This window comes from Psychromonas sp. MB-3u-54 (assembly GCF_002836415.1).
Classification (GTDB): Bacteria; Pseudomonadota; Gammaproteobacteria; order Enterobacterales; family Psychromonadaceae; genus Psychromonas.
This window is the reverse complement of record NZ_PJBP01000180.1, coordinates 1-22,109: the sequence shown is the minus strand read 5'-3', so window position 1 is coordinate 22,109 and position 22,109 is coordinate 1. Positions and strand designations below refer to the sequence as shown.

Annotated in this window: 13 protein-coding genes and 1 pseudogene; 7 read left to right on the top strand and 7 right to left on the bottom strand. The window is 42.4% G+C overall.

What is annotated here, in order from left to right; genetic code table 11:
• From dpdF to CXF72_RS16995, 3 genes are all read right to left on the bottom strand, one after another.
• Nucleotides 1-2,421, bottom strand: coding sequence for a protein DpdF (gene dpdF, locus CXF72_RS17005; protein ID WP_101040873.1), 2,421 nt, complete (start codon nt 2,419-2,421; stop codon nt 1-3).
• A complete protein-coding gene (dpdE, locus tag CXF72_RS17000) occupies nt 2,421-5,522 on the bottom strand; it encodes a protein DpdE (RefSeq protein WP_157823282.1) in 3,102 nt (1,033 codons plus the stop codon). The genes dpdF and dpdE overlap by 1 nt, the downstream gene beginning before the upstream one ends.
• Nucleotides 5,523-6,290: 768 nt before the next feature.
• On the bottom strand, nt 6,291-6,626 hold the full coding sequence (locus CXF72_RS16995; RefSeq protein ID WP_101040868.1) for a hypothetical protein: 336 nt from the start codon (nt 6,624-6,626) through the stop codon (nt 6,291-6,293).
• Between the two features lie 363 nt (nt 6,627-6,989).
• Between CXF72_RS16995 and CXF72_RS16990 the strand changes: the two genes are divergently transcribed.
• Nucleotides 6,990-7,835, top strand: coding sequence for a DUF6279 family lipoprotein (locus CXF72_RS16990; protein ID WP_101040866.1), 846 nt, complete (start codon nt 6,990-6,992; stop codon nt 7,833-7,835).
• Between the two features lie 140 nt (nt 7,836-7,975).
• On the opposite strand, the gene fic is transcribed toward CXF72_RS16990, so the two are convergent.
• On the bottom strand, nt 7,976-9,091 hold the full coding sequence (gene fic / locus CXF72_RS16985) for a protein adenylyltransferase Fic (RefSeq protein WP_101040864.1): 1,116 nt from the start codon (nt 9,089-9,091) through the stop codon (nt 7,976-7,978).
• 547 nt (nt 9,092-9,638) lie between these two features.
• Here fic and CXF72_RS16980 point away from each other — a divergent pair.
• From CXF72_RS16980 to CXF72_RS16950, 6 genes are all read left to right on the top strand, one after another.
• Nucleotides 9,639-12,671 (top strand): TIM-barrel domain-containing protein, encoded by a 3,033-nt coding sequence (locus CXF72_RS16980; RefSeq protein ID WP_101040862.1) that lies wholly within the window; start codon nt 9,639-9,641, stop codon nt 12,669-12,671.
• Between the two features lie 667 nt (nt 12,672-13,338).
• Nucleotides 13,339-13,608, top strand: coding sequence for a DUF3081 domain-containing protein (locus tag CXF72_RS16970; protein WP_101040858.1), 270 nt, complete (start codon nt 13,339-13,341; stop codon nt 13,606-13,608).
• Nucleotides 13,609-13,734: 126 nt separating this feature from the next.
• Nucleotides 13,735-14,211, top strand: coding sequence for a pyrimidine dimer DNA glycosylase/endonuclease V (locus CXF72_RS16965; protein ID WP_101040856.1), 477 nt, complete (start codon nt 13,735-13,737; stop codon nt 14,209-14,211).
• Between the two features lie 565 nt (nt 14,212-14,776).
• Nucleotides 14,777-15,541, top strand: coding sequence for a bifunctional 2-polyprenyl-6-hydroxyphenol methylase/3-demethylubiquinol 3-O-methyltransferase UbiG (gene ubiG, locus CXF72_RS16960; RefSeq protein ID WP_101040854.1), 765 nt, complete (start codon nt 14,777-14,779; stop codon nt 15,539-15,541).
• 104 nt (nt 15,542-15,645) lie between these two features.
• The gene (gene hemH, locus CXF72_RS16955; protein WP_101040852.1) at nt 15,646-16,668 is read left to right on the top strand and encodes a ferrochelatase; all 1,023 of its coding nucleotides are present in this window, start codon (nt 15,646-15,648) and stop codon (nt 16,666-16,668) included.
• Nucleotides 16,669-16,886: 218 nt separating this feature from the next.
• On the top strand, nt 16,887-17,537 hold the full coding sequence (locus tag CXF72_RS16950) for a response regulator (protein WP_101040850.1): 651 nt from the start codon (nt 16,887-16,889) through the stop codon (nt 17,535-17,537).
• A gap of 246 nt (nt 17,538-17,783) precedes the next feature.
• Here CXF72_RS16950 and CXF72_RS16945 read toward each other — a convergent pair whose 3' ends face one another.
• The 3 genes and pseudogenes from CXF72_RS16945 to CXF72_RS19925 all read right to left on the bottom strand — a co-directional run.
• The gene (locus CXF72_RS16945) at nt 17,784-20,312 is read right to left on the bottom strand and encodes a hybrid sensor histidine kinase/response regulator (protein ID WP_101040848.1); all 2,529 of its coding nucleotides are present in this window, start codon (nt 20,310-20,312) and stop codon (nt 17,784-17,786) included.
• Nucleotides 20,305-21,453 carry a nitric oxide-sensing protein NosP gene (gene nosP / locus CXF72_RS16940; RefSeq protein ID WP_101040846.1) on the bottom strand — a complete coding sequence of 383 codons (1,149 nt, stop codon included), beginning with the start codon at nt 21,451-21,453 and terminating at the stop codon, nt 20,305-20,307. Before nosP ends, CXF72_RS16945 begins: the two co-directional genes overlap by 8 nt.
• A gap of 3 nt (nt 21,454-21,456) precedes the next feature.
• A pseudogene (locus tag CXF72_RS19925) lies at nt 21,457-22,109 on the bottom strand (hypothetical protein); the annotation flags it as partial.

Below are 22,109 nucleotides of genomic sequence, written 5' to 3'. Positions count from 1 at the left end.
TTATGAATTCACTAAGTAAGTTAATTTTTGTACCGTATTACCTGATTCCCACCACTTACGGTAAGTATTTGTAGGATCTTTCAGGTTGCTATTTGCAACAAAATAGTTTGAATATTTTTCTTGCCATTCATCAGGTTGTTTTGGTTTATCTGAGAAAAATTTATCATCTTGAACAATAAATTTGGGATAGTCTTTAAGATGCTGATTATCATCAAAATAATCTTGAAGATCCCCATAAAACCAAACATTTTGATTGAGCGATTTCAAAGAAGGTTCTGCTTTTTTCAAGAAGGATTTGGAACACACAAGCATTAAGACCTTGCCATCAAGTACTACTTTTCTGAAAGCTTTCATTATTTCTTCAGTTGAGTGATTTGATAGTTCAAAGTAAAACAAGTTATTCTCAGGAAAATCCTCTATCTTTTTTTTGACTCGAACACTCTGACCAACTAGATATTTACGTTTTACTCGGTCATTATCAACATCACAAATGCCACAAACCTTACTTGGCATCAAGCCATCCAACTGGTAACTATCCTGAAGAACATCACACAGCTGATTAGTGCCATTTATCCAATCAAGCAGATACTTAATTCGCTGCTTTTCCAGCCTAACTTCGCTGGTGCGATGGGGTTCAACGACACTCTCCCAAGTTTCTTGGATAACATGCCTGTCATGTACAATCTCCACCAAAATTTGATTGCTGAAATTCTGCCAAAATACAGACCATTCTTCTTGCTCTTTTGGTACTTGGGTAGCATCGGGATAAGAAAGGCGAATCAATCCTGCACGCTGCATCAAAAGGAGCGTTTTCCAGTTCCAAGTTTCATTGGCTTCTGAGTTGCGTTCAATATGATGCGCCTGGGATCTGACTTTAATTTGATAAATGTTCTCACGTATTTCTTTTCTGTTTTTCCACATTGATTGCCAACGTTTATAGCCAAGATTGGTGCCGATTTTGCTGGTTTTATTTTGGCTAACCTTCTTTTTATAGTGAGCTTGGTGATAAATCACCTCACAATATGACGCCCTGCCATCACGTCCGCTTCGGCCAATTTCTTGATAAAAAGAATCAATATTTTCGCTGATGCCCGCATGAAGTACACACCGAACATCATTTTTATCCATGCCAACACCAAAAGCTGACGTGGCAATAATGATATCGACTTCGTCAGCACTCCAAGACTGGATGATTTTTTTACGATCAGAATCATTCGTATCACCAGTAAATACTCGCTTTCTGCCAATAGCTAATGCAGATAAATGATCAGATATACTTAAACAATCAACTTTCGTTGATGCATAAACGACAAGTGGTTTTGGGCTTGAGATGACTTTGTCTATAACCGTCTGTAAATAAGCATCTTCAGAGACCTCCGTTTTTAGAGTAATAGGTTCAGGCCTTAAAAAAGCGCCATTAACCAAAATAGGCTCAACACCTGGATCTCCAAATAAGGTTTTAATGGTGACTAAAGTTTGATCAGTAAAGGTTGCGGATAAAAACACTTTTCTAAACACGCCCCCTTTTTGTTTTAGCGCATTTAGAAATGCCCCAACTTTTTGAAACTCTGGTCGAAAAGATTCTCCCCAAGTATCGATTAAATGAGCTTCATCAAAGATAACATTTTTCAGTTTTCGTGATTCTACAGCTTTAAAAAGCGTAGGTAGAATGCCGCTGACCATAGACTCAGGTGAGACAAACAACACGCGTTGCTGACCAGATAAAATATCTGCTTTTATGCGTTTTTTTACCTCTGGTTTTAAATCTCCACGCCATGCGTATTCTGCCGCTGCACTGTAACCCATATTCTCAACAAAGACTTTCATCCTTCGCGCTTGATCAAGCGCTAAAGCTGTCGTTGGAATCACTACAATATTTAGCTCATCAGGCTTGATAAAGGCGGTTAAAACCTCTGTTACTAACGTTTTCCCACCCGCTGTAGGAAGATTCACAATCACCGTTGCATCTGGCTCAGAAGACAACGCAGTTCGAACGGCTTCTCGCTGTGCCAGATTGGTGTAAGTTAAATAAGGCAGATTAAGATTTTTTAAGATAGTATCGTGTAAAGGCTCTTGTGAGTAGCGCTTTTGGATTAAGCCATAAACTGGCTTAACATATTTTGAAAGCGAGTTCTCCGCCAATATGACAGAGTTTGAAGTCGGATCAAACTTTAAACCACACTTCAAAGCAAACTTAAATTGATCAAGTGTGGGCCTTTTCCCCAAATAAATACTTGGTTCTGAATGACTGACTTCCGATGCCAATAAATCCTTAGCTAAGTACCAAAACTCGTTCAAGCTTAAGTTTGATGACTCAATAGATTGAACTAGCCTTTTTTTAAACTGCGTATCATCAAAATGCTCAATATTATCCAAAAGTTCCGTTTTCTTCTCTAAAGGATAGAAGTTCCAAAAGTACATTATGATAACCCTCCAAATAACAGCACATATTTAATAGTCAACAGCGTCACTTTATAGGGAGTTTCCTCTTTTGCTTCTGAAGTAGCTTTAAATGCCTCTACTGCGACTTTTTTACTCTGAGCATGGACCAGATCTAATGCTGTATTAAAGCGGCTTTTATCTATATGGCCGTTAACTAATTGCCAGATATCTATTAACTCTTCATCGCCTGAAATAGTAATATTAGTGTCTTTATAAGGTACTCCTTGTTCTTCATGATACACCTTTGTACCACTTTTATTATACCGGGCTGTCACTACTGTTTTAATAATTGGCGTTTGTTCAATATTGCCATTCTCACCAAAAACTTCGGAAAAAACCACTGGAGGCGTCAATGCATCTAGGGCGATTTGTTCTGCTATTGAAGTGTTTTGTGCCTCAACAAGCCACTGTGGAATGAAGAACAATTTGGGCTCAAATTGACCTGGAATCTGCCGGATAATGGCACTGCTACTTCCAAATGGAGAACCCCTTGAAACATCCGCAATTGCATCCACGAAGGGTTGGCCATACCTTAATGGATAACTGCCATTTTCAACGCAATGCTTTCTTGAAAATGACAACTCTCTAGTAATCGGTGCATCGTAACTTGAGGCCTGTATATCAATACCAACAATACACTTATTTAAAAGCATTGAAGAGCGCATTTTGGTTCTACCTGACGCATAACAAAAGCGGTACAGATCATCTCCAGCTTTTTTCATATCAAACAAAATACCTTTTGTGATCCAGTTTTTAAGGGCTGGCGACGCTTCAAAAAGTTCATCGGATTGACGCATTTGAGCTAAAATTTGCTCGGCTTTTTCTGCATCAAGATCAACCGTTGCAAGCTTCGTAATGATCTCTCGGCTTCGATAGATTTCCTTAATCGTTTTTTGCAACTCAATAATGGCAGAATCTAATGCCATATAGCCCATTTTTCGGATACTTGGCCAAACTTCACCCTCTAGCTTTTTATCGATTTCATCTTGAATGTTGGCACGATAGTAGACAAAGCACCCAACCCCTTCTTTTAGTACTTCGATCCATTTACGATAAAAAGTATCTCGATTTGGCGTTAGAATGAAGGTGTCAATTGGGCTAACACCAGTTGACAATGCACTGTAGCGATTTAAACGGCCATTACGCTGCTCTAAACGACTCAATAAAATCGGCATACTGTAATGAATAGCAAGGCGTTTTTTACCCTGTAGGTTCAAACCATCTTCACCTTTTTCATCACAAACTAAAACACGAATCGCGTCATTAGAATTAAACTCCAGTGTTTCATTTTTGTTGTGACGCTCAACACTTATATCCAAACTACCTAAAAGATAAGAAAAAACATTATCAGCTGTTTGTTTTTCACCACAGAAAACAACTGCTTTACCTTCATTATTTGTAGTTAACCAATCAAGCAGCGTCTCTTTTAAGGCTTTATTTTTAAGTACCTGCTCACCCGTTGCCTGATCAAGCATTTGTTGCCAATGCACAGATTCAGTTTCTGATAGCTGAGTATTTTCAAGTAATTTTTGAACTTTTCCAGCAAAGCAAAGTGGACTGGTCAATAGTGCTTCTGACCATGCTTTAAAGTCAGATAGACTTAATGCATTAAATGTTTCTTCATCAAAAATAGCCTCAGAGCGATACTGCTCAAAATGCTCATCTAAATATGCGCCATCATCGGGCGCTTCCCAACTAATAAGTTTTGCCGGGTTAAGTCCTGGAAATAGTAATTCAATTTCACTACTTTGTGACTTTTCAAAACCCGTAGCACGTGAATTTCTCAGCATTCGATAATCGTAGAGATACTTTTGGCTAAAGTGATGGGCAAGAAAATCAATTAATGCATCACGTTTTTGCTTATCAACCTCGTCTGCAAATATATCCACCAAAGGTCTTAATTCATCGATGTAACCTTGAAGGATATTATCAGACAAATTAAAGCCCTCAAGATCATCCAGAGCGCCATCTAACAAACCATTATCATTTTCAGGCTTAAATAATCGGTACACTTCTCTCAATCGACTTTGCTGTGGCAAGGTTTGACTGAATGTTTCAATTGCCTCTTCATCTAGTGGAAAATTATTTTTATTGAGTAAATGCAGAAGCGCAAAATATGCTGATGGGTGCCCTGCCATTGGCGTGCCAGTTAATAACAGCGTCACATCTGATTGGTCAGTAAAATCTGAGATCGAATCAAACAGCAACTTTTCAGTAATTTTTCCATTGAATGGAAAGCTTGATATTTGGTGGGCTTCGTCTACTACCACCATAGATGGCGTATCCTCATAGGTAAGTGCATTAATAAATGAACAAATATGAATATTCGGCTTGTCATTATCTGGGTTGGTATTAAGCAGATCACCTAGATGAAAACGTTTAGTTAACTCAAAATCCCACTGTTCAATCAGCGCTTCTGGCAATAAAATCAGTACCTTACTGTCACGCCCTTTTTCAAGCACATGCTGGCGAATAATGAAGCCTGCTTCAATGGTTTTCCCCAAACCGACTTCATCACACAAAAGATACTTCTTTTCTGAGTCTTTAAGTACTTCATGCACAACAGCAAGTTGATGTTTTTCCAGTTCTACCGAGCTTGAAATAAGTGCAGAGACAGAGCGACAAGATCGTTTTTGCTCATAATATGCCTGATAGAATTGAGATAACGTATTGCAAAGATATGGTGAAGACGTACCCTGACCTTTTAAAAAATCCAAGGCATTAAATTCTGTATTTGGATATGCGTTAGGAATGAAAATCTCTGTAAAATCAAAGGGATCACGCATTTCTCTTGAGAATGTAATAAGTGCCTGATTACCAGGCCTTTCTCCATCATAATGCCCCATTTTCCATGTTTGTGATCTTGGAAACTGTACAAATACTTCAGCTCTCATGTCCAAAGATGTCACTAAGGTAAGATATTGAATATCCACATCGATTGGATTTGAATACGGCTGTAGAGGTGACTTGAAGAAACCAATAGTTGCACTACTTTTTTCATTATCAATCGCAACTATTTTACCAATTCCTTTAAATGCACTGTCGCTTTCGACAAGTGCTCCTAATCCAACTTTCAACATTATGATGGTCTCCATAAATACATATTAATAAAAAATTGGATATTGATTGCCTAATCGCCCTGAAAACATTTTTTTTTGATTGATTAAAATTATTTTTTAGCATAACTAAGCTTTATAATCATTTGCTTACAGCTTGTTTATCTAAAACAAAACAACACAATAAGTTATATTTTTTTGATCTTCAATAGATTTTTTTATTTTCAATAATGGATTAATGGAATTTAGTAGTAAGTCAGTTTATCGGATTGTTATAGGAGAAGTTTCTTTATTTAGGGTACTGTCCTCTCTTTGATCAATACCGGATAATTATCCATTTTTCAATATATGCGGCATGTTTTGGACTTATCCGAACATCTATTCCTCCTAAGCCAGGATAGTTATCTCCTGCTATCGACCTGAAAGCGAGAGAATAAGGTGGAATTTGCTTACTTCAACCTTATGGCGACTCCTTGAGAAAAATTGCGAATGAACCTGATGTTGGATCTGCAATAATTTCAAAATGGAGAAAGGAATTAATCAAAAAAGATGAATTTCGAGATTAAAATGAAGTAAGTAGAGGTATTTACGGACGAATAATTTTTTATTTGTCATAAATGAAAAAAGAGAAAAAAAGCAGGGGACATCCAAACGATTATTTTAAAACGAATATATGCCAAAATTGACTTGAAAATGTTGTAAGGCAGGTCTTAGTATTCAGGGAGTAAAAACGCGTTAATAACGGGTATTAGCGCATTTTTGTCATTTAACCAAAAACAGCAAAAACAAGCTTTACTGCATTGCATTCTTTGTTACAAGCAAGCCAGTGGCACAGCTTATATATTGTGCATACTGAGTGGTTCTTTGTTGCGCGGTCGCATCAGGATTGTTCAGTAATATACTGGCAACGGATTCTATCATTGGACGGCTGGCTTCTGCGGCCGGGTATTTAGCCCATTCTTGATTAATACGCTGTTCTGCCTGACCACCGACAATAGTGCTGCAGACTGAAACAACTTCACTGACTAAAACACTGCCTTGCTGCATAAGAGGGTAACTTCCGGTGTTTGAACAGCCAGTAACAAGTACAGATATTGCGGCTAGGGTAACAGGGATAAATTTATTCATAATAAGACCTTTTAATAATATTGAAACTGACGATAAAGATTGCCCGTCTTTATACAGACTCTGCAGGAGAAAAGACACCTGCAAACGCAGAGCTGAAGGCCTGAAAGCTTTAAGGCCTTAAAGCTGGAAGGCTCGAACGCTAGAACGCTAGAACGACTTAAAGCCTGAAAGCTCAAACGCTCGAAAGCTCGAAGATCGCCGATCGAAGCTCGCCACTCGAAGCCCGACTTCCAGCCTTCCCGCCTTAAAGCCCGCCGCTCGTGACTCGCGTTCCGCTGAACCAGATCGCTCAAACTTTCGTATACTTATGCAGTTGCTATTTAATCCCACTTAGTACGAACATTATTTCATCAGGAGCGAAGTTTGATTAAAAACAAAAAATATCGCGGATTGTTGCTGATTTTTCTTTTATTGGGGGTCTCGGCATGCAGTTCAAAGTTAATTTACAACAATCTGGACTGGCTTTCTTATTGGTATATAGACGATTATATTACTTTAACCAATGAGCAGGAAACGGAGTTTGATCCGGCATTAGTGCAATTTTTAGACTGGCACCGACAATCAGAAATACCGCGCTATATCACTCAGATGAAGCTACTTAAAAAGGAGCTCAATAACGGGCTGGAACAGGACGATATAGACGATTATATAAAAACCTTTACAGGTTTTTGGCAGGCTATTTTAATTGGCATCGAACCAGGTGTGGTGAAATTAGCAACGTCGCTAAAAGAGGAACAAATAACGGAGTTTTTAGCGGCCACAGAAAAGAAAAATCGGGATAGGATTGAAGATTATGAGGATTTAAGTAACCAAGCGCGATTAGATAAGAGATTTGATAAAATTGAAAGTCGATTAGCATCCTTTATCGGTAAGCTTAACGCATCACAACAGCAATTAATCAAAAGCACTAATGAGCAACAATTATCGACATTTGTTGATTGGATTGAGTTTCGCCGTGATTGGGCAAATTCGATACGGGAAGCTTATACCTTACGAGGTGATAAACCCGCTTTTGAAAAAGCATTAAGCCGTTCCATTTTGCAGGCTGACTCTTTTCGTTCGGCGCAATTTAAGCAAAAAATAGCATATAATCAAAAACTATGGAAAGTGACGTTAACGCAGTTAATTGACTCTTTAAATAAAAAACAATTAAGAAAACTCAATGACAAATTGGATGATATTACTGAAGATTTAGAAGCTTTATTGTAGGGTCTAACGTGGTCAACTGTTAGTATATGGCTCTGTTCCATTTCAGTGTTGTTAGGTATCTTAACGCAATCTGTTCACAACAATAAAATGATGCTATTCACGCTATTGTTGCATCCAGCACCTAGGCACTGGATGTAATCTTATTGCATGCGTTCATACGGTAGGAAGTCGTTTTCCTCTTGCGTCATGAGCTGCATAAGTTTAGCGTTTACGAATAACTTTTCATTCCGAACTTGCTGTACCTCTAGCACTCCTATGCGAGTAAGTTCTTTGAGGTAGCCCGATGCGGTTTGTCTTTTCGCAATACCTTTGTCCACTAAGTTTCCAATTCTACAATAAGGATGCTCAAGAATGGATTCAACAAGCTCGTAACTGTAGACCTTGGGGAGTTCGTCACGCACAAAGTCAACCGTATGTTTCATAAGCCTTTCAATGGCTGCAATTTTACTAGTTGTCCACGTGGAAGTAATAGCGATGCCATTTAAGATAAACAGAATCCACTCTTCCCAACTTTCATGAGCAGTAACTTCGTTTAGAAGCCTGTAGTAGTCAGCTTTATTCTGAACAATGTATCTACTCAAGTAGAGTATAGGTAATGTTAGCAAACCTTTTTCCACAAGATACAGTACATTTAGTATCCTCCCTGTTCTCCCGTTACCATCATGAAATGGGTGAATGGCCTCAAACTGGTAATGTGATGCTGCAAGTTTTATTAATGGATCTATATCATCATCGTTATGCAGAAACTTTTCCCAGTTTGATAGGAGATCCCTAATTACCGACTCCCCAACAGGGGGAGTGTAAACAACCCCGCCAATAGCTTTATTGCTGATGGCTGTACCAGTTATTTTCCGAACATCCATCTCGCCACCCTTTAGTGTACTGCACACCTCAAGAGCGGTGCGTGTGCAAAGGGGGTAATCCTGAATATGTTCAAACCCTTCCCGAAGAGCTGTTCTGTATTTTAAAGCTTCTTTTGTTGCACTATCCGCTGTTGAGTCCTCGTTAGAGTGCTGAAATAACTTATCTGTTGTGGTTACAATGTTCTCAATTTTCGAACTATCCTTAGCCTCAAGCATCGGGATAAGATTAATGAGAAGTCCTTGATTAGGAATGAGTTTCCCTGCTTGATTTAGTTCGGCCAGTGCCGCTCGAGCTTTAATGCAGGCTTTTAGTACACTTATAGAGTCAGTAAACTCCAAGCGAGGAGGTAACAGCGGAATATCGTTGTATGGAATTTCTTTGTCCCAAGCCATGTTTAACGTTCCTTTTTATCGAAATTAGGCACAAGTATATTTATGAAAGCCCATTGAAACAACCGCTATGTTTAATAAGTTTAACTTTATCGACATAGGTTCAGTGGTATGTTGATGGCGTAAACATAGAATCGATGCAACATTTAAGAAATTGCATTTTATCGACATAGGTTGGGTGGTATGTCGATGGCGTAAACATAGATTGTAGGGTCTGTTGACCTTTTAGTCCGCATATAGGCAGTGTGATAGTCGGCATAAAGTATCTTAAGCCTTCAAGCCTGCTTAATACCTTATCAACAGCGGCTGTTAACCGCTTGCTCATCCACTGCCCTTATCCCTTTTTAATCAACCATATTCGTCAGTGTCTCCCCCCCAATAACCTGCTCAAGGTCTACAATAATCAATAGAAAAGATTTGCTGGAAAGGTTCCGTTGTTTATTTTCAGTTTAAAGGTGAAAAAAACAGCTTTGTTAGTTTGCCGCCAACACCCTTATTCCCCCTAAAGCTGGGTTCATAAGGAAACCTATGGATTTGATGGAGATGGATAATGAACACAGTCAGTAAAACATTTTGTATGTGCCTGCTTACAATCAGTATCTTTAGCCTCAGCCTGAATGCCCACGGTGAGATATTTCGTAAAAAATTCACAATTAATTCAGCCGCACTGATAGTCGAGCTGCTCGATGATGATTTAGTGCATTTTGAGTATGCAAGCCCGGGCAACAGCGCTAATGGCAGCGACCCTCTCTATCAATCACCGATGGTGTATAAATCTGATTATAGTGGCCCCACCAGCATTATGGACAATGGTAATACACTGCATACCAGCGATTTAAGAATACATATCAACAGCAATAATCTTTGCGTTTCGGTGCGCGATAAAACCCAGGAAAATACTCTGTTAACCCTGGTCTGCCCGGTGGATTTAAACCTCAGTTGGAAAGGCATTAATATCAACCCAAGCGGCACTGAAAATATTTACGGTCTGGGTCAGCAATTTAAAAAACTGGGCAGCGCCGATGGTGACTGGTTAGCCCATAAAGTACGGGAAGCTCAGCCAAGCGGTCAGGCGCAGGCGCATGGCAACGGTTTTATGCCTTTTGGTCAGGCGGGCATGGTCGGCAATGTGCAGTTTCCGGTTATCTACTCTCTGGGAAACAAGGCAGATTATGCCTTGTTTATGGATAATGTTTATAAGCAGCAGTGGGATTTTGAGACCAACTGGTGGGAAGTACGGATGTGGGGTGATCAGGTGCGCTTTTATGTGATGTCCGGGGCTGACTTGCCGGATTTGCGCAAAGACTATATGGAACTGGTGGGCAGACCGCCGGTGCCGCCGAAAAAAGCTTTCGGTCTGTGGTTATCGGAATTTGGCTATAAAAACTGGAATGAAGTAGACACTTTGCTGTCGGCTGCCCGGGCCAATAATTTTCCCCTTGACGGTTTTGTGCTGGATCTGTTTTGGTTCGGCGGAATCAAAGCCAATAATCCCGACAGCCCGATGGGCAAACTGGACTGGGATACCAGTAACAATGACGGCAATGACTATTATTTTCCCGATCCGGCCGGCAAAGTCGCTTTATATCAGCAGGATGATATTTCTCTGGTGGCGATTGAAGAGTCCTATATCAATAAAAATACCGCCACCTATGACGATATGATGCAGGCGGGCAACTATTTTTCCTACCTGAAAAGTGCTGGAAAATGTGATGATTTACAACAGGGCAAGATAGCCCATATTAAGGACTGGTTTGGTGATGCCGCCATGCTTGACTGGAGCGACAGTGCGGGCACTCGCTGGCTGCACCTCAACCGCCGTTTTCCTAATTTATCTAACATAGGTATTACATCGCACTGGACAGATTTGGGGGAGCCGGAAAAATACAATCCGGCAAACTGTTATGACGGTCTAGAAACCGCGCTCAATGGTCTTAAAAACAGCCACGGTGATATACACAATTTGTATAATTTTCTGTGGAATAAATCCATTTATGAGGGCTATTATCAACATCGCGATGAGGTAGATGAACGCTCCTTTATTATTACCCGCTCGGGCACCTCGGGCATTCAACGATTCGGCGCGGCGATGTGGTCCGGTGATATCGGCTCGAATCTGGATTTACTGGCAAGCCATTCCAATGCGCAGCTGCATATGTCTTTTTCCGGCATTGATTATTATGGCGCTGATATTGGCGGTTTTCGCCGCGAAGGCATGCCCTATAATCAGGGCCATTCCGGCAATCGTCAGTATGAAGATGAACTTTATACGCAGTGGTTCGCCAATGGCGCCTGGTTTGATGTGCCGGTACGTCCTCATACGGACAATGCTTTTCAGAGCTCGCAACGCTATGAAACCGCACCTTATTTAGTGGGGTATCTTGACAGTAACCGCGAAAATATCCGCCAGCGTTATGCGCTTATTCCTTACTATTATTCTCTGGCTTATCGCGCTTTTCTGACAGGTGAACCGGTGATGCCGCCGCCGCTATTTTATTATCAGGATGATCTCACCTTGCGTGAAATGGGACATCAAAAAATGATCGGTAAAGATCTGCTGGTTGGCGTTGTAGCTAGCCACGGTGAATATCAACGTAATATGTATTTGCCCGCCGGTAAATGGGTTAACTACCACAGTAATGAGTGGTTCGACAGTCAAGGGCAGTGGTTAAATCAGGTGCCGGTTTATCGGGATAAAATTTTCCGTTTACCAGCTTTTGTGAAAGCGGGGGCGATTATTCCGCGAATGTATGTCGACGCTGATACAAAAGATGCCTTCGGTCATTCGAAAAACGGAACTGCGCCGCATAATGAATTAATACTTAAGGTTATTGCAGGAGATAACCCTGCCGGCTTTACCCTCTATGAAGACGATGGCAGCACCTTAACCTATGATGCAAATAAGCGCCCGGTTTATAACACTAGAACCACCCTGCTCACGCAGCAACAACAAGGTGATCACCAGCGAGTCTCTATCCATGCCAGCAGCGGCACTTACGCTGGCGCGCCCCCCTCTCGTCAAAATATGGTGCAGTTGATTTTGGATAATCAGCAAGCCATGGATGTGAAGCTCAATAATATTTCACTCACTCAATATAACAGCAAAAATGCTTTTGATGGGGCCAGCTCCGGCTGGTATAACGCGGGTCACAATGTGGTTTATGCCAAAACCGCTAAGATGCCGACCAGCCAGATAAAACACTTAGATTTTTATCAGCGAAGCACGCCGGCGAGCAGTTCGGCCTATTTTACCTGTGATAACGGCTGGACCAAGCCGGGTGATAACATCTATCTGATCGGCAGCATTGCGGAATTGGGTAGCTGGGATCTTAATCAGGCCAAGAAAATGAACCCCAGCGTTTACCATGCCTATATTTCAAACCCTCCCCCCAATCATAACGGTCCGGGTCCTGCTGCACCGGTATGGACTAAGATAGTTGAACAGCTGCCCGTTAATACTCCTTTTATCTGGAAATGTGTGAAGAAGTTGGCCGATAATACCTGGGTTTGGCAACCGGGTCATAATAACCGCCACACAACAGTGGCATCGGGTTATTCAGGCATGACCAAGGGCAGTTTTTAACAAGCCCCAATTAGCGACTAAGCGCTAAGAGTGGCGAGCTGCGAGAAGGCGAGCTGCGAGCTGCGAGAAGGCGAGCTGCGAGAAGGCGAGAAGGCGAGAAGGCGAGAAGGCGAGAAGGCGAGAAGGCGAGAAGGCGAGAAGGCGAGAAGGCGAGAAGGCGAGAAGGCGAGAAGATCGAAACTCGAAACTCAAAGCTCGAAGCCCGTAGCCCGTAGCCCGTAGCTCGAAACTCGCTTTTCCCTGCGCATAAAATGCACCCTACCGATTACATAACCGTAGAGCTCTACGCAACATTCATAGCTTGCGGTGCATGGAATGCACCCTACAATAACATAACCCGTAGGGTGCACTTCGTGCACCGATTACCAACGCTTGTGGTGCATAAAATGCACCCTACCGATAACTATTCAGCTCGAAACTCGCAGCTAGAAAGCCCGAAGCTCAAAGCCCGTAGGGTGCGATATCGGTAAAGTCACCGAATATTGCCCGCCAACTTTTCAAATTGATCCCTATTGCCTTGCAGCTCGTATGTAGGCATTGTAATAGTTAACATTTAACATTAAGCACTATTAATCGGACTTTCAAGCTTTGAGCTGATTGATGCAATGATTAGTCTGATCATTTTTAGATAAATGATCAGTGCTGAATGTCCAAGTAAGGGAACGTTATGTATTTAGATAAAATAAAAAAACAAAACATGTTAAAAATGTTTAATTTAGTCACCACTAAGGGCAGCAGGACCGATGGCGTTTATGAGCTTTCAGGTATTCGTGCCTCTCAGGATTTCGACGGATATACCTGCTGGTTAGCCTATAAAGATTTGACTGTGACGATCATGTTTCATGGTAAACACGATTTTGACTATAAAGAAAAAGATACTCTGGACATTTTTTTTAACAGAATATCAGATTTATTGGCTGATCAAGATAAAGTATAAAAACACACAATCTATTAGCGGCAGTGATTTAACGCAGCTAAAAAAATTGTATTTTTTAGCTGCCAGAGCAGTAATAGACTATTTTACCCTCAACAATAATAGCGATGATTTAAGGTGTCGGCGGCGATGAACATTTTCATTCTGGATAATGATATTAAAACATGTGCACAATATCATTGTGATCAGCATGTGGTTAAAATGATTCTGGAAAGTGTGCAAATCCTTTGTACCGTATTAAATAAAAAAGGCTTTTCAACCCCTTATAAATCAACTCATGTAAATCATCCTTCGGTATTATGGGCCGAAGCCTCTTTTGATAATTTTTTGTGGCTGAGTGAGTTAACCCTTGAGCTAAATAAAGAATACAAATATCGATATGATAAGCAAACAGATCACAAGTCTATTGCGGTGCTAACTGTAATATCTCAGTATTCCTTTTTATCTATCGGATTAACAACCTTTCCCCAAGCCATGCCGGATAGTTATAAAGTGGCTAACGATCCGGTATCGGCTTATAGAAATTTTTATCGGGGCGATAAAGCCAAATTTGCAAAGTGGACTAAACGCGCGCCACCCGAGTGGTTTATAGCGCCACAAGATTAGCCGCTTAAAGACTTTTTTCTTATCAAGAATACCAAACATATTAAATTTATAAACAATGCCTTCAAAGGAAAAATTGACACTTATAAAGCCGTCGTAATGATTATTGAATAATAAATCTGATCACTTAATTAATGCGTTTGCTATGATAATTTTTGATAGGATGTTTTTAAAAACATTGCCGAGCCTGAAGGCCCGGTTCCAAATAATAAAGTGTGCACCGTCTCTCGGAACTGAGCCTTTAGGCTCGGCCTGTTGTTTTTCTTTGGTCACGTATTGATACCAAACGCATTAAATTTATAAACAATGCCTTCAAAGGAAAAATTGACACTTATAAAGCCGTCGTAATGATTATTGAATAATAAATCTGATCACATCTTTAATGCGTTTCGTATACGCCTTATCTGAACGAGATCTTCGACTAAAATACCTCGAAGATGACGGTGTTGAAGTGAAGATTAAGGTGTTGAAAATATTGGGCTGTGAAGACGACAATAATATTGAGCTGAAGATAATAATCTTGAGCCTTAATCCGAATTCAGATTAATAATAATGGTAGGTTGATAATATGAGTGCAATACCATCCAGAAATACAATTGATAAATCGGAAATTGCTAAATTTGAAGCAATGTCTGCCGAATGGTGGAGTCCAACTGGAAAATTCAAACCCCTGCATATGCTCAACCCTACGCGGCTGGAATATATTATTGATCAGATAACCACCAAGTTCGGTCGTGACCGCAATAGCCAGAAGCCCTTTGAGGGGCTGCGATTACTTGATATCGGCTGCGGTGGTGGTCTGTTAAGCGAGCCGATGGCACTGCTCGGTGCCGAGGTGGTCGGTGCAGATGCGGCTGCACGGAATATCCCCGTTGCGCAAATTCACGCCGAAAAATCAGGGCTGAAAATTGATTATCGCCACACTATGGCCGAGGCTTTAGTGGACGAGGGAGAACAGTTTGATGTGATCCTCAATATGGAGGTAATCGAGCATGTTGCTTCCCCGCAGGTCTTTCTTAATGCCTGTGCGGCGCTGTTAAAACCCGGCGGATTGATGATCTGTTCGACTATCAATCGCAATCCTAAAAGTTATATGGTGGCGATTATCGGCGCTGAACGGGTGATGCGCTGGCTGCCAATTGGAACACATGATTGGAGCAAATTTATTACTCCGGACGAGCTTTCCAGCATTACGGAAAGAGCCGGACTTACGCAGTTAAATAAAAGGGGCTTCTCTTTTAACCCACTTTTATGGCGCTGGTCGATTTCGCAGCGGGATCTGTCGGTCAATTATGTCACGGCATGCATAAAACCCGTGACTTGTGCTCCCTAGGCGAACAAAATGAGTGCCCTATAAATTCACTCAGAAAATATTATCAAATCACTGCAGGTTAAGTAGTGCTTATTTCAACTCTATATGCTCAAAAGGAGCTTTGTGTGTCACGATTTTCAGGTATTACCGACAACCCTCATGAAGGGCGTTTTCATCAAAAAACCGGCATTTTGCTTACCAACCTTGGCAGCCCCGATGCCGCTACCGCCAAAGCGTTACGCATTTATTTAAGAGAATTTTTATCCGATCGACGTATCGTTGAAATCCCGCGTTTACTGTGGATGATGATTTTACACGGCATTATTCTTCGAACACGGCCTAAACGTTCTGCCAAACTCTATGAAAGTGTTTGGACCAAAGAGGGTTCACCCTTAACCCATATGACACGTGTGCAGCGCGATAAACTGAGTGACTTTTTAAAGAATAAAGGGTATGAAAATACCGAGGTGGTGATGGCCATGCGTTACGGTAATCCCTCCATTGAAGCGGGTCTGGAAGAATTACGTGAAAAGGGCTTCACTCGGATTGTGGTATTTCCTTTGTATCCGCAGTATTCAAGTCCCACCACAGGTTCAACATTTGATGCTGTGGCTAAAGTTTTATGCAAATGGCGTTGGGTACCTGAGCTGCACTTTATTAATGGATACCACAAAAATGAGGCCTATATCAATTCGTTAGCCAACAGTGTTAGTGAAGACTTAGCGGCCAACGGCATGCCGCAAAAATTAGTCTTTTCCTATCATGGTATGCCGAAACTGTTTTTAAAAAATGGCGACCCTTATTATTGCCTGTGCCTGCAAACCACACGTCTGATAGTTGAAAAACTTGGCCTGGATAAGGATCTCGTTGTCAGCACTTTCCAAAGTCGTTTTGGTAAAGCCGAATGGTTAAAGCCCTATACCGATGCAACCTTAAAAAGTTATCCTGCAGAAGGCATTAAAGACATCGCGATTATCAGCCCTGCTTTTAGCGCTGATTGCTTAGAAACTCTGGAAGAAATTGAAGTTGAAAATCGCGAGATATTTAAGCACGCAGGCGGTGAAAAATATCGCTATATCGCCGCATTAAATGATCGTGATGATCATATTGAAGCCATGTTTGAAGTGTTAAAACCGAACTTGGGTTAAGAAGAAGAGCTGCGAGTGGCGAGCTAGGAGCTGCGAGAAGGCGAGCTCGAAGCTCGAAAGCTCGAAGCGTAAAAACATTAACAAATAAACAGCAAAAAAATATTAGCCAGAATGGACCTTAAAGAGTGTTAAACTTCACATGGTTTAAGTCCGCTTGTCGGTACGTGCAAAAAAGCTGTTAAAGTGCCAGCGTTCTTTATTACCAAGAGGCTGGTATTGTGTATAAAATTTTAATTGCAGATGATCATCCTTTGTTTAGAGATGCGATCGCCAATATTATTGCTGAAAGCTTTAAGGCGTCGATCATCGAGCAGACTGAAGATATTGATTCGACGCTTGAATTTGTTAAAGATAATGACGATCTTGACCTGATTCTTTTAGATCTTAATATGCCGGGTATGTCCGGTCTGCAGGGGTTATTAGCCCTGCGTAATGAATGCCCGACAATACCCGTGGTGATTATTTCGGCAGAGCGGGATAAACAGACGATATTACAAACACTTTCCTACGGTGCAGTCGGCTTTATTGCTAAATCTTCTTCTAAAGAATGCATTTTTGAAGCGCTTGAAAGTGTTTTTGCGGGTAATGTCTGCCTGCCGGCTGATATTATGCGTTTGCCGGAAGTGCCAAAATCTAATCATGAATTTGTTGTTTTACCGGAAAAAATCGCATCACTGACACGCCGGGAACTGATGGTATTAAAAAACCTTTCCCAGGGAGAAGCCAATAAACAGATTGCTGTTAATCTGTTTATTTCAGAGGCAACGGTTAAAAGCCATGTTTCCTCCATTCTCAAAAAACTGGGCGCTTCTAACCGCGTTAAAGTAGTACTAGGCTGCGCTGATATTGACTTTAGTCAACATATTTAAGGCTTGAAGGCGGGAGGGCGAGAAGGCTAACAGCCAACAGCTACGAGTGGCGAGCAAGGAGCTGCGAGTGGCGAGCAAAGAGAGCAAAGAGTGGCGAGCTGCGAGCTGCGAGCAAAGAGTGGCGAGCTGCGAGGAACCCGAAGCTCGAAAACTCGAAGCTCAAAAACTCGAAGCTCGAAGCTCGAAGCTCAAAAACTCGAAGCTCGAAAACTCGCAGCTCGCAGCCCGACTCTCGCAGCTCGAAAATTATTTCTTATTTAACAAATGCAGCATCGTTGTTTTTAATTTTATCGCTTTGACTGGTTTATGTAATAACAATAAACCGTGCTCTTTAATTTCTTTTTTTAATGATTTGTTGTAATTGGCGGTGATCATTAATACCGGTAACGGCTTGCGGCGTAGGTGATTAATCTGCTCTGCAACGTCCAGACCGTTAATGCCGTCATCGAGATGATAATCAACGATTAAAATATCCGCTTGGTCATTTTGAATATCCACCAGCGCTTCTAAATCGGCAAGGCTTGCCGCGGTGATGATGGTACAGTCCCAGGTTTCGAGCAGCTGTTTCATTGCAGCGCAAATATTAAAATCGTTATCAACCAGCCAGACTGTACGTCCGGCGAGCTCTGTATTGATTAATGCCTGATTGATCTTCGCCGCAGGCTGGGGTAAATCAGTCTTGTCAGCGAGCGGCACCGTCACTGAAAACAACGAACCTTTTCCCAGTGTCGAGGAGACTCTAACCGGATGTTCAAGTACCTTGGATACTTTATCAACAATGGCCAGGCCCAGACCAAGGCCGTTGGCGAATGCGCTGCGTGATGATTTCAGACGTTTAAATTCTTTAAAAATTTCGCTCTGCTGATCCTCTTCGATACCCGCGCCGTTGTCCCATACTTCGATGCGAATGTTATTACCCACACGCCGGCAGCCGAGCAATACTTTGCCTTTGTCCGTATATCTGAAGGCATTGGATAAAAAATTACGCAGGATGCGGGCTAATAAAAAACTGTCGCTGTGCACCAGACCGCCACAGCTGACATAGCGCAACTGCACACCGTAAAGGCCACTTTGCTGCTGGTATTCTCGCACTAAGTTATCCAGTAATTCGGAAAGTTTAAAGCTGCATTTATCCGCTTTCACCACACCCGCATCTAATTTTGAAATATCAACCAGGGTGCAGATCAGGTTTTCTAAATCATCAAGCGAACTACTGACCGAGTTAATTAAAGGGGCTAAATTATTATCAAGCGTCTTTTCAACGATTGAGCTGGTGAACAGCTGTGCCGCATTAAGCGGTTGCAGTAAATCGTGACTGACGGCCGCCAGAAATTTTGTCTTAGAAAAATTGGCTTGTTCAGCCTCCCTGGTGGCAGCCTGTAAATCAGTTTGTATTCGGCGGCGTTCTTCAACTTCATTGAGTAGTTTCTGGTTGAGGCTCGAAAGCTGCGAGGTGCGCTCAACCACCCTTATTTCCAGTTGATCATGGGCTTTCTGCAGGGCTAACGCATTTATCCTGCGCTCGGTAATATTGCGAATTAAAACAAAGAAGCCCAGCACAATGCCGCTGCTGTCAAGGTTAGGGACATAGGACTTGAGCAGATAATTAGGCTCACCGGCACGGTTTAGTTCTCTACTTTCAAAAATGACACTTTCACCGTTTAAGGCGCGCTTCACAAAGGGCTTAATCTGCTTATAATTAAGGCTTTTATCCAGCGCTGAAATATCAATCCCTCGAGAAGAGCTGCCGTACCAGTCAATATAAACCTGATTGGTAAATTCAAATTTAAGATCAGCACCGATATAAGCAATCATCGCCGGTACGTTATCGGTTATCAGGCGCAGCCGGCGCTCATTTTCCTGCAGAGATTGTTGATTGCGGTGGCGCTCGGTAATATCGGTATAGGTTATGATGGTTTTTCCATCATCAAGCTGGTGAACTCTTATTTCCAGTACGGTTCCCCCCTTTAAGGTCTGCACATAAAAGTCACTGCCTAAACGCAAGTGAGTGGGCAGTTCCAGCTCGGTCAATGCCTGCAAAGCGGGTAAGCCTGTATTGTCGCGCAGCTGCGCGGCTGTTAACTGACTCAGTTGTACAAAACGGTTGTTCCAGACTTCAATCTGCTTTTCGCTGCTAAACAGCACCACACCCTGAGATAAATTATCCACCAGACTGTGAAGCTGCACGGATTTCTGCGCCATTGCCTGTTCGTAACGTACTGTTTCGGCTTTTTTTAAGGCGCTGATATCCGTATAAAGCAATACCCTTCCGCCTTCGACAGTAGGCCGTTCGTTAAGCTGAAACCAGCGTCCGTCGAATAACTGAAAAACCGGTTTTAGCGGTTGACCGTCATTATGAGTGTTTTTTTGATGATCTTTTCTTTCGGTCAGGGTTTTAAGGTTAAGCACGGTTTCCGAGGGCAGATTCGATGTTCGCAGAAAGGCTTCAAAATTGCTGTTCTGAAGAATAATTTGTCCGTCACTGTCTAATAAAACAAAGGCTTCGGAAAGACTTTCTATGGCATCCGTAAAGCGTTGTTGAAAGGTTTTTAATTGACGGTTGCGGCGTTCCAGCTGCGACAGTGTTTCACCCAGTATCTGGGTTTTTTCCCTGACCTGTTCAGCTAAATGTACTGAATGCTCAAAAGCGGCATAGGGTGCCGACTGATTACCGCCCTCTTCAACACGCTGCATTAATGCTTTATTAATTTTCAGAAGTTTGGCATTGTCATATTTCAGGCGTTTATTTTCATCGCTCAGCAGCACCTCATTCATTCGGACCTCCCGCGATATAAACACCGGTAAAGGTTTGATTAAGGTGAATGCCGTTAATATGTTCACCATAGGTATTAAAGCCAGCTATTTTATATTGTCTGTTTAATGCCTGTACCTGCGTATTTAAATTTTTATGCTCAATTTCCAAACGCCTTAAAACACAGTCGCAGGCAAGTACCAGTTCTGGTTTGCCGTAACGCTCGGAAATATCGACAAGCTTTGCGGATAAGGAATGCAGAATATCGTCCATCTCGACAGCCGTGAGCACAATGCCGACGTCCACGGCGCAGTAAAAAGTTAAGCTTAAATCGGCTTCATTGACCTTCTGAATCGAGCGGATGTAATACTGACCGCCCACTTTTACGGCCAGCGGATTAAGCGAAAAAACCGTCGGACAGAGATCTTTAACCTCAAGGTTTAATAAGCGCGCGTATTCCAGTGCAGCAGGCTCGGCATTGATTTCGTAGACAGTGCGGCTCGTTGCATCAACGTTGGTCACCACCAGTTTTTCGGTGGCCCGCTTTATATGATGACAGTTAAAAACTTCAAAGGGGCAGATAGTATTGACCATAATAACAACGGCCGCCTGCTGATAAAACTGACCGTCGTAATAGACGTGGGTATTGCTGAGATTGTTATCTCCGCCTGCCGAGCCGCCAAAGTGCGGAATGCCGGCTGCGGCCGAGTTTAACGCCGCTAAAAAGTGCTCTTCTTCAAAGGACAGTCCGTCAAGTAACGTCAGTAAAAAGGTGTTGTTCTTAATAGGGGTTAATGCTTTTGAGCTGCATTGTTCGCTGAGTCTGTTAATGGTTTGTTGTGCATCAAGCAGATCAAATCCGGACATCGATTTTATTAACTCTGCGCTGATAGCAAAATACGTTGATGAAAAACCGATCGCGACAATGGAATGTTCCTGATCACCTGCAGAGCTTATCTCGCCTGCTGTGGTGCAGCCGACAATTTTGGTATTGCCAAATAAAGCCTGCATCGACAATGCGATCGCGGGTAATGAATAGACCGAGGAGCAGTAAAAGAGAATAAAACCAAGATCGTCATTACTAAGCTGCTGATGTATCTCTTCACTGGCCCGTTGTACATCGCTTAAGCTGCTGAGCGCAGTGATGGTTTTAATCTGAGTCATGTTTTATCCCGGTTTTTGAATAGATTTTTCAAAAACGTTAATTTTAAAATATGGAGGCAAAACTATAACAAAAATGGCGGACGAGAAACGAGACTGAAGAAAGAGTTTTGAGTTTTGAGTTTCGGGTGGCGAGTGGCGAGCTTCGGGCTGAGAGCTGAGAGTGTCGAGCTGCGAGTGGCGAGCTGAGAGTGGCGAGTGGCGAGTGGCGAGCTGCGAGTGGCGAGCTGAGAGTGGCGAGCTGAGAGTGGCGAGTGGCGAGTGGCGAGCTGCGAGTGGCGAGCTGAGAGTGGCGAGCGGCGAGTGGCGAGCTGAGAGCTGAGAGCTGAGAGCTGCGAGCTGCGAGTGTCGAGCTTCGGGCTGCGAGTGGCGAGCTTCGGGCTGCGAGTGGCGAGCTTCGGGCTGCGAGTGGCGAGCTGAAAGCTGCGAGCTGCGAGCTGAAAGCTGCGAGCTGAAAGCTGAAAGCTGAAAGCTGAAAGCTGAAAGCTGCGAGCTGAAAGCTGAAAGCTGAAAGCTGCGAGCTGCGAGCTGAAAGCTGAAAGCTGCGAGCTGAAAGCTGAAAGCTGAAAGCTGAAAGCTGCGAGCTGAAAGCTGCGAGCTGAAAGCTGAAAGCTGAAAGCTGCGAGCTGCGAGCTGCGAGCTGCGAGCTGAAAGCTGAG

Excerpts from the sequence above, each read along its gene's own strand:
- dpdF (WP_101040873.1), bottom strand. The coding sequence starts at position 2,421 with ATGTACTTTTGGAACTTCTATCCTTTAGAGAAGAAAACGGAACTTTTG.
- CXF72_RS16980 (WP_101040862.1), top strand. The coding sequence starts at position 9,639 with ATGAACACAGTCAGTAAAACATTTTGTATGTGCCTGCTTACAATCAGT.
- CXF72_RS16970 (WP_101040858.1), top strand. The coding sequence starts at position 13,339 with ATGTATTTAGATAAAATAAAAAAACAAAACATGTTAAAAATGTTTAAT.
- CXF72_RS16965 (WP_101040856.1), top strand. The coding sequence starts at position 13,735 with ATGAACATTTTCATTCTGGATAATGATATTAAAACATGTGCACAATAT.
- ubiG (WP_101040854.1), top strand. The coding sequence starts at position 14,777 with ATGAGTGCAATACCATCCAGAAATACAATTGATAAATCGGAAATTGCT.
- nosP (WP_101040846.1), bottom strand. The coding sequence starts at position 21,453 with ATGACTCAGATTAAAACCATCACTGCGCTCAGCAGCTTAAGCGATGTA.
- CXF72_RS16995 (WP_101040868.1), bottom strand. The coding sequence starts at position 6,626 with ATGAATAAATTTATCCCTGTTACCCTAGCCGCAATATCTGTACTTGTT.
- dpdE (WP_157823282.1), bottom strand. The coding sequence starts at position 5,522 with ATGTTGAAAGTTGGATTAGGAGCACTTGTCGAAAGCGACAGTGCATTT.
- CXF72_RS16945 (WP_101040848.1), bottom strand. The coding sequence starts at position 20,312 with ATGAATGAGGTGCTGCTGAGCGATGAAAATAAACGCCTGAAATATGAC.
- fic (WP_101040864.1), bottom strand. The coding sequence starts at position 9,091 with ATGGCTTGGGACAAAGAAATTCCATACAACGATATTCCGCTGTTACCT.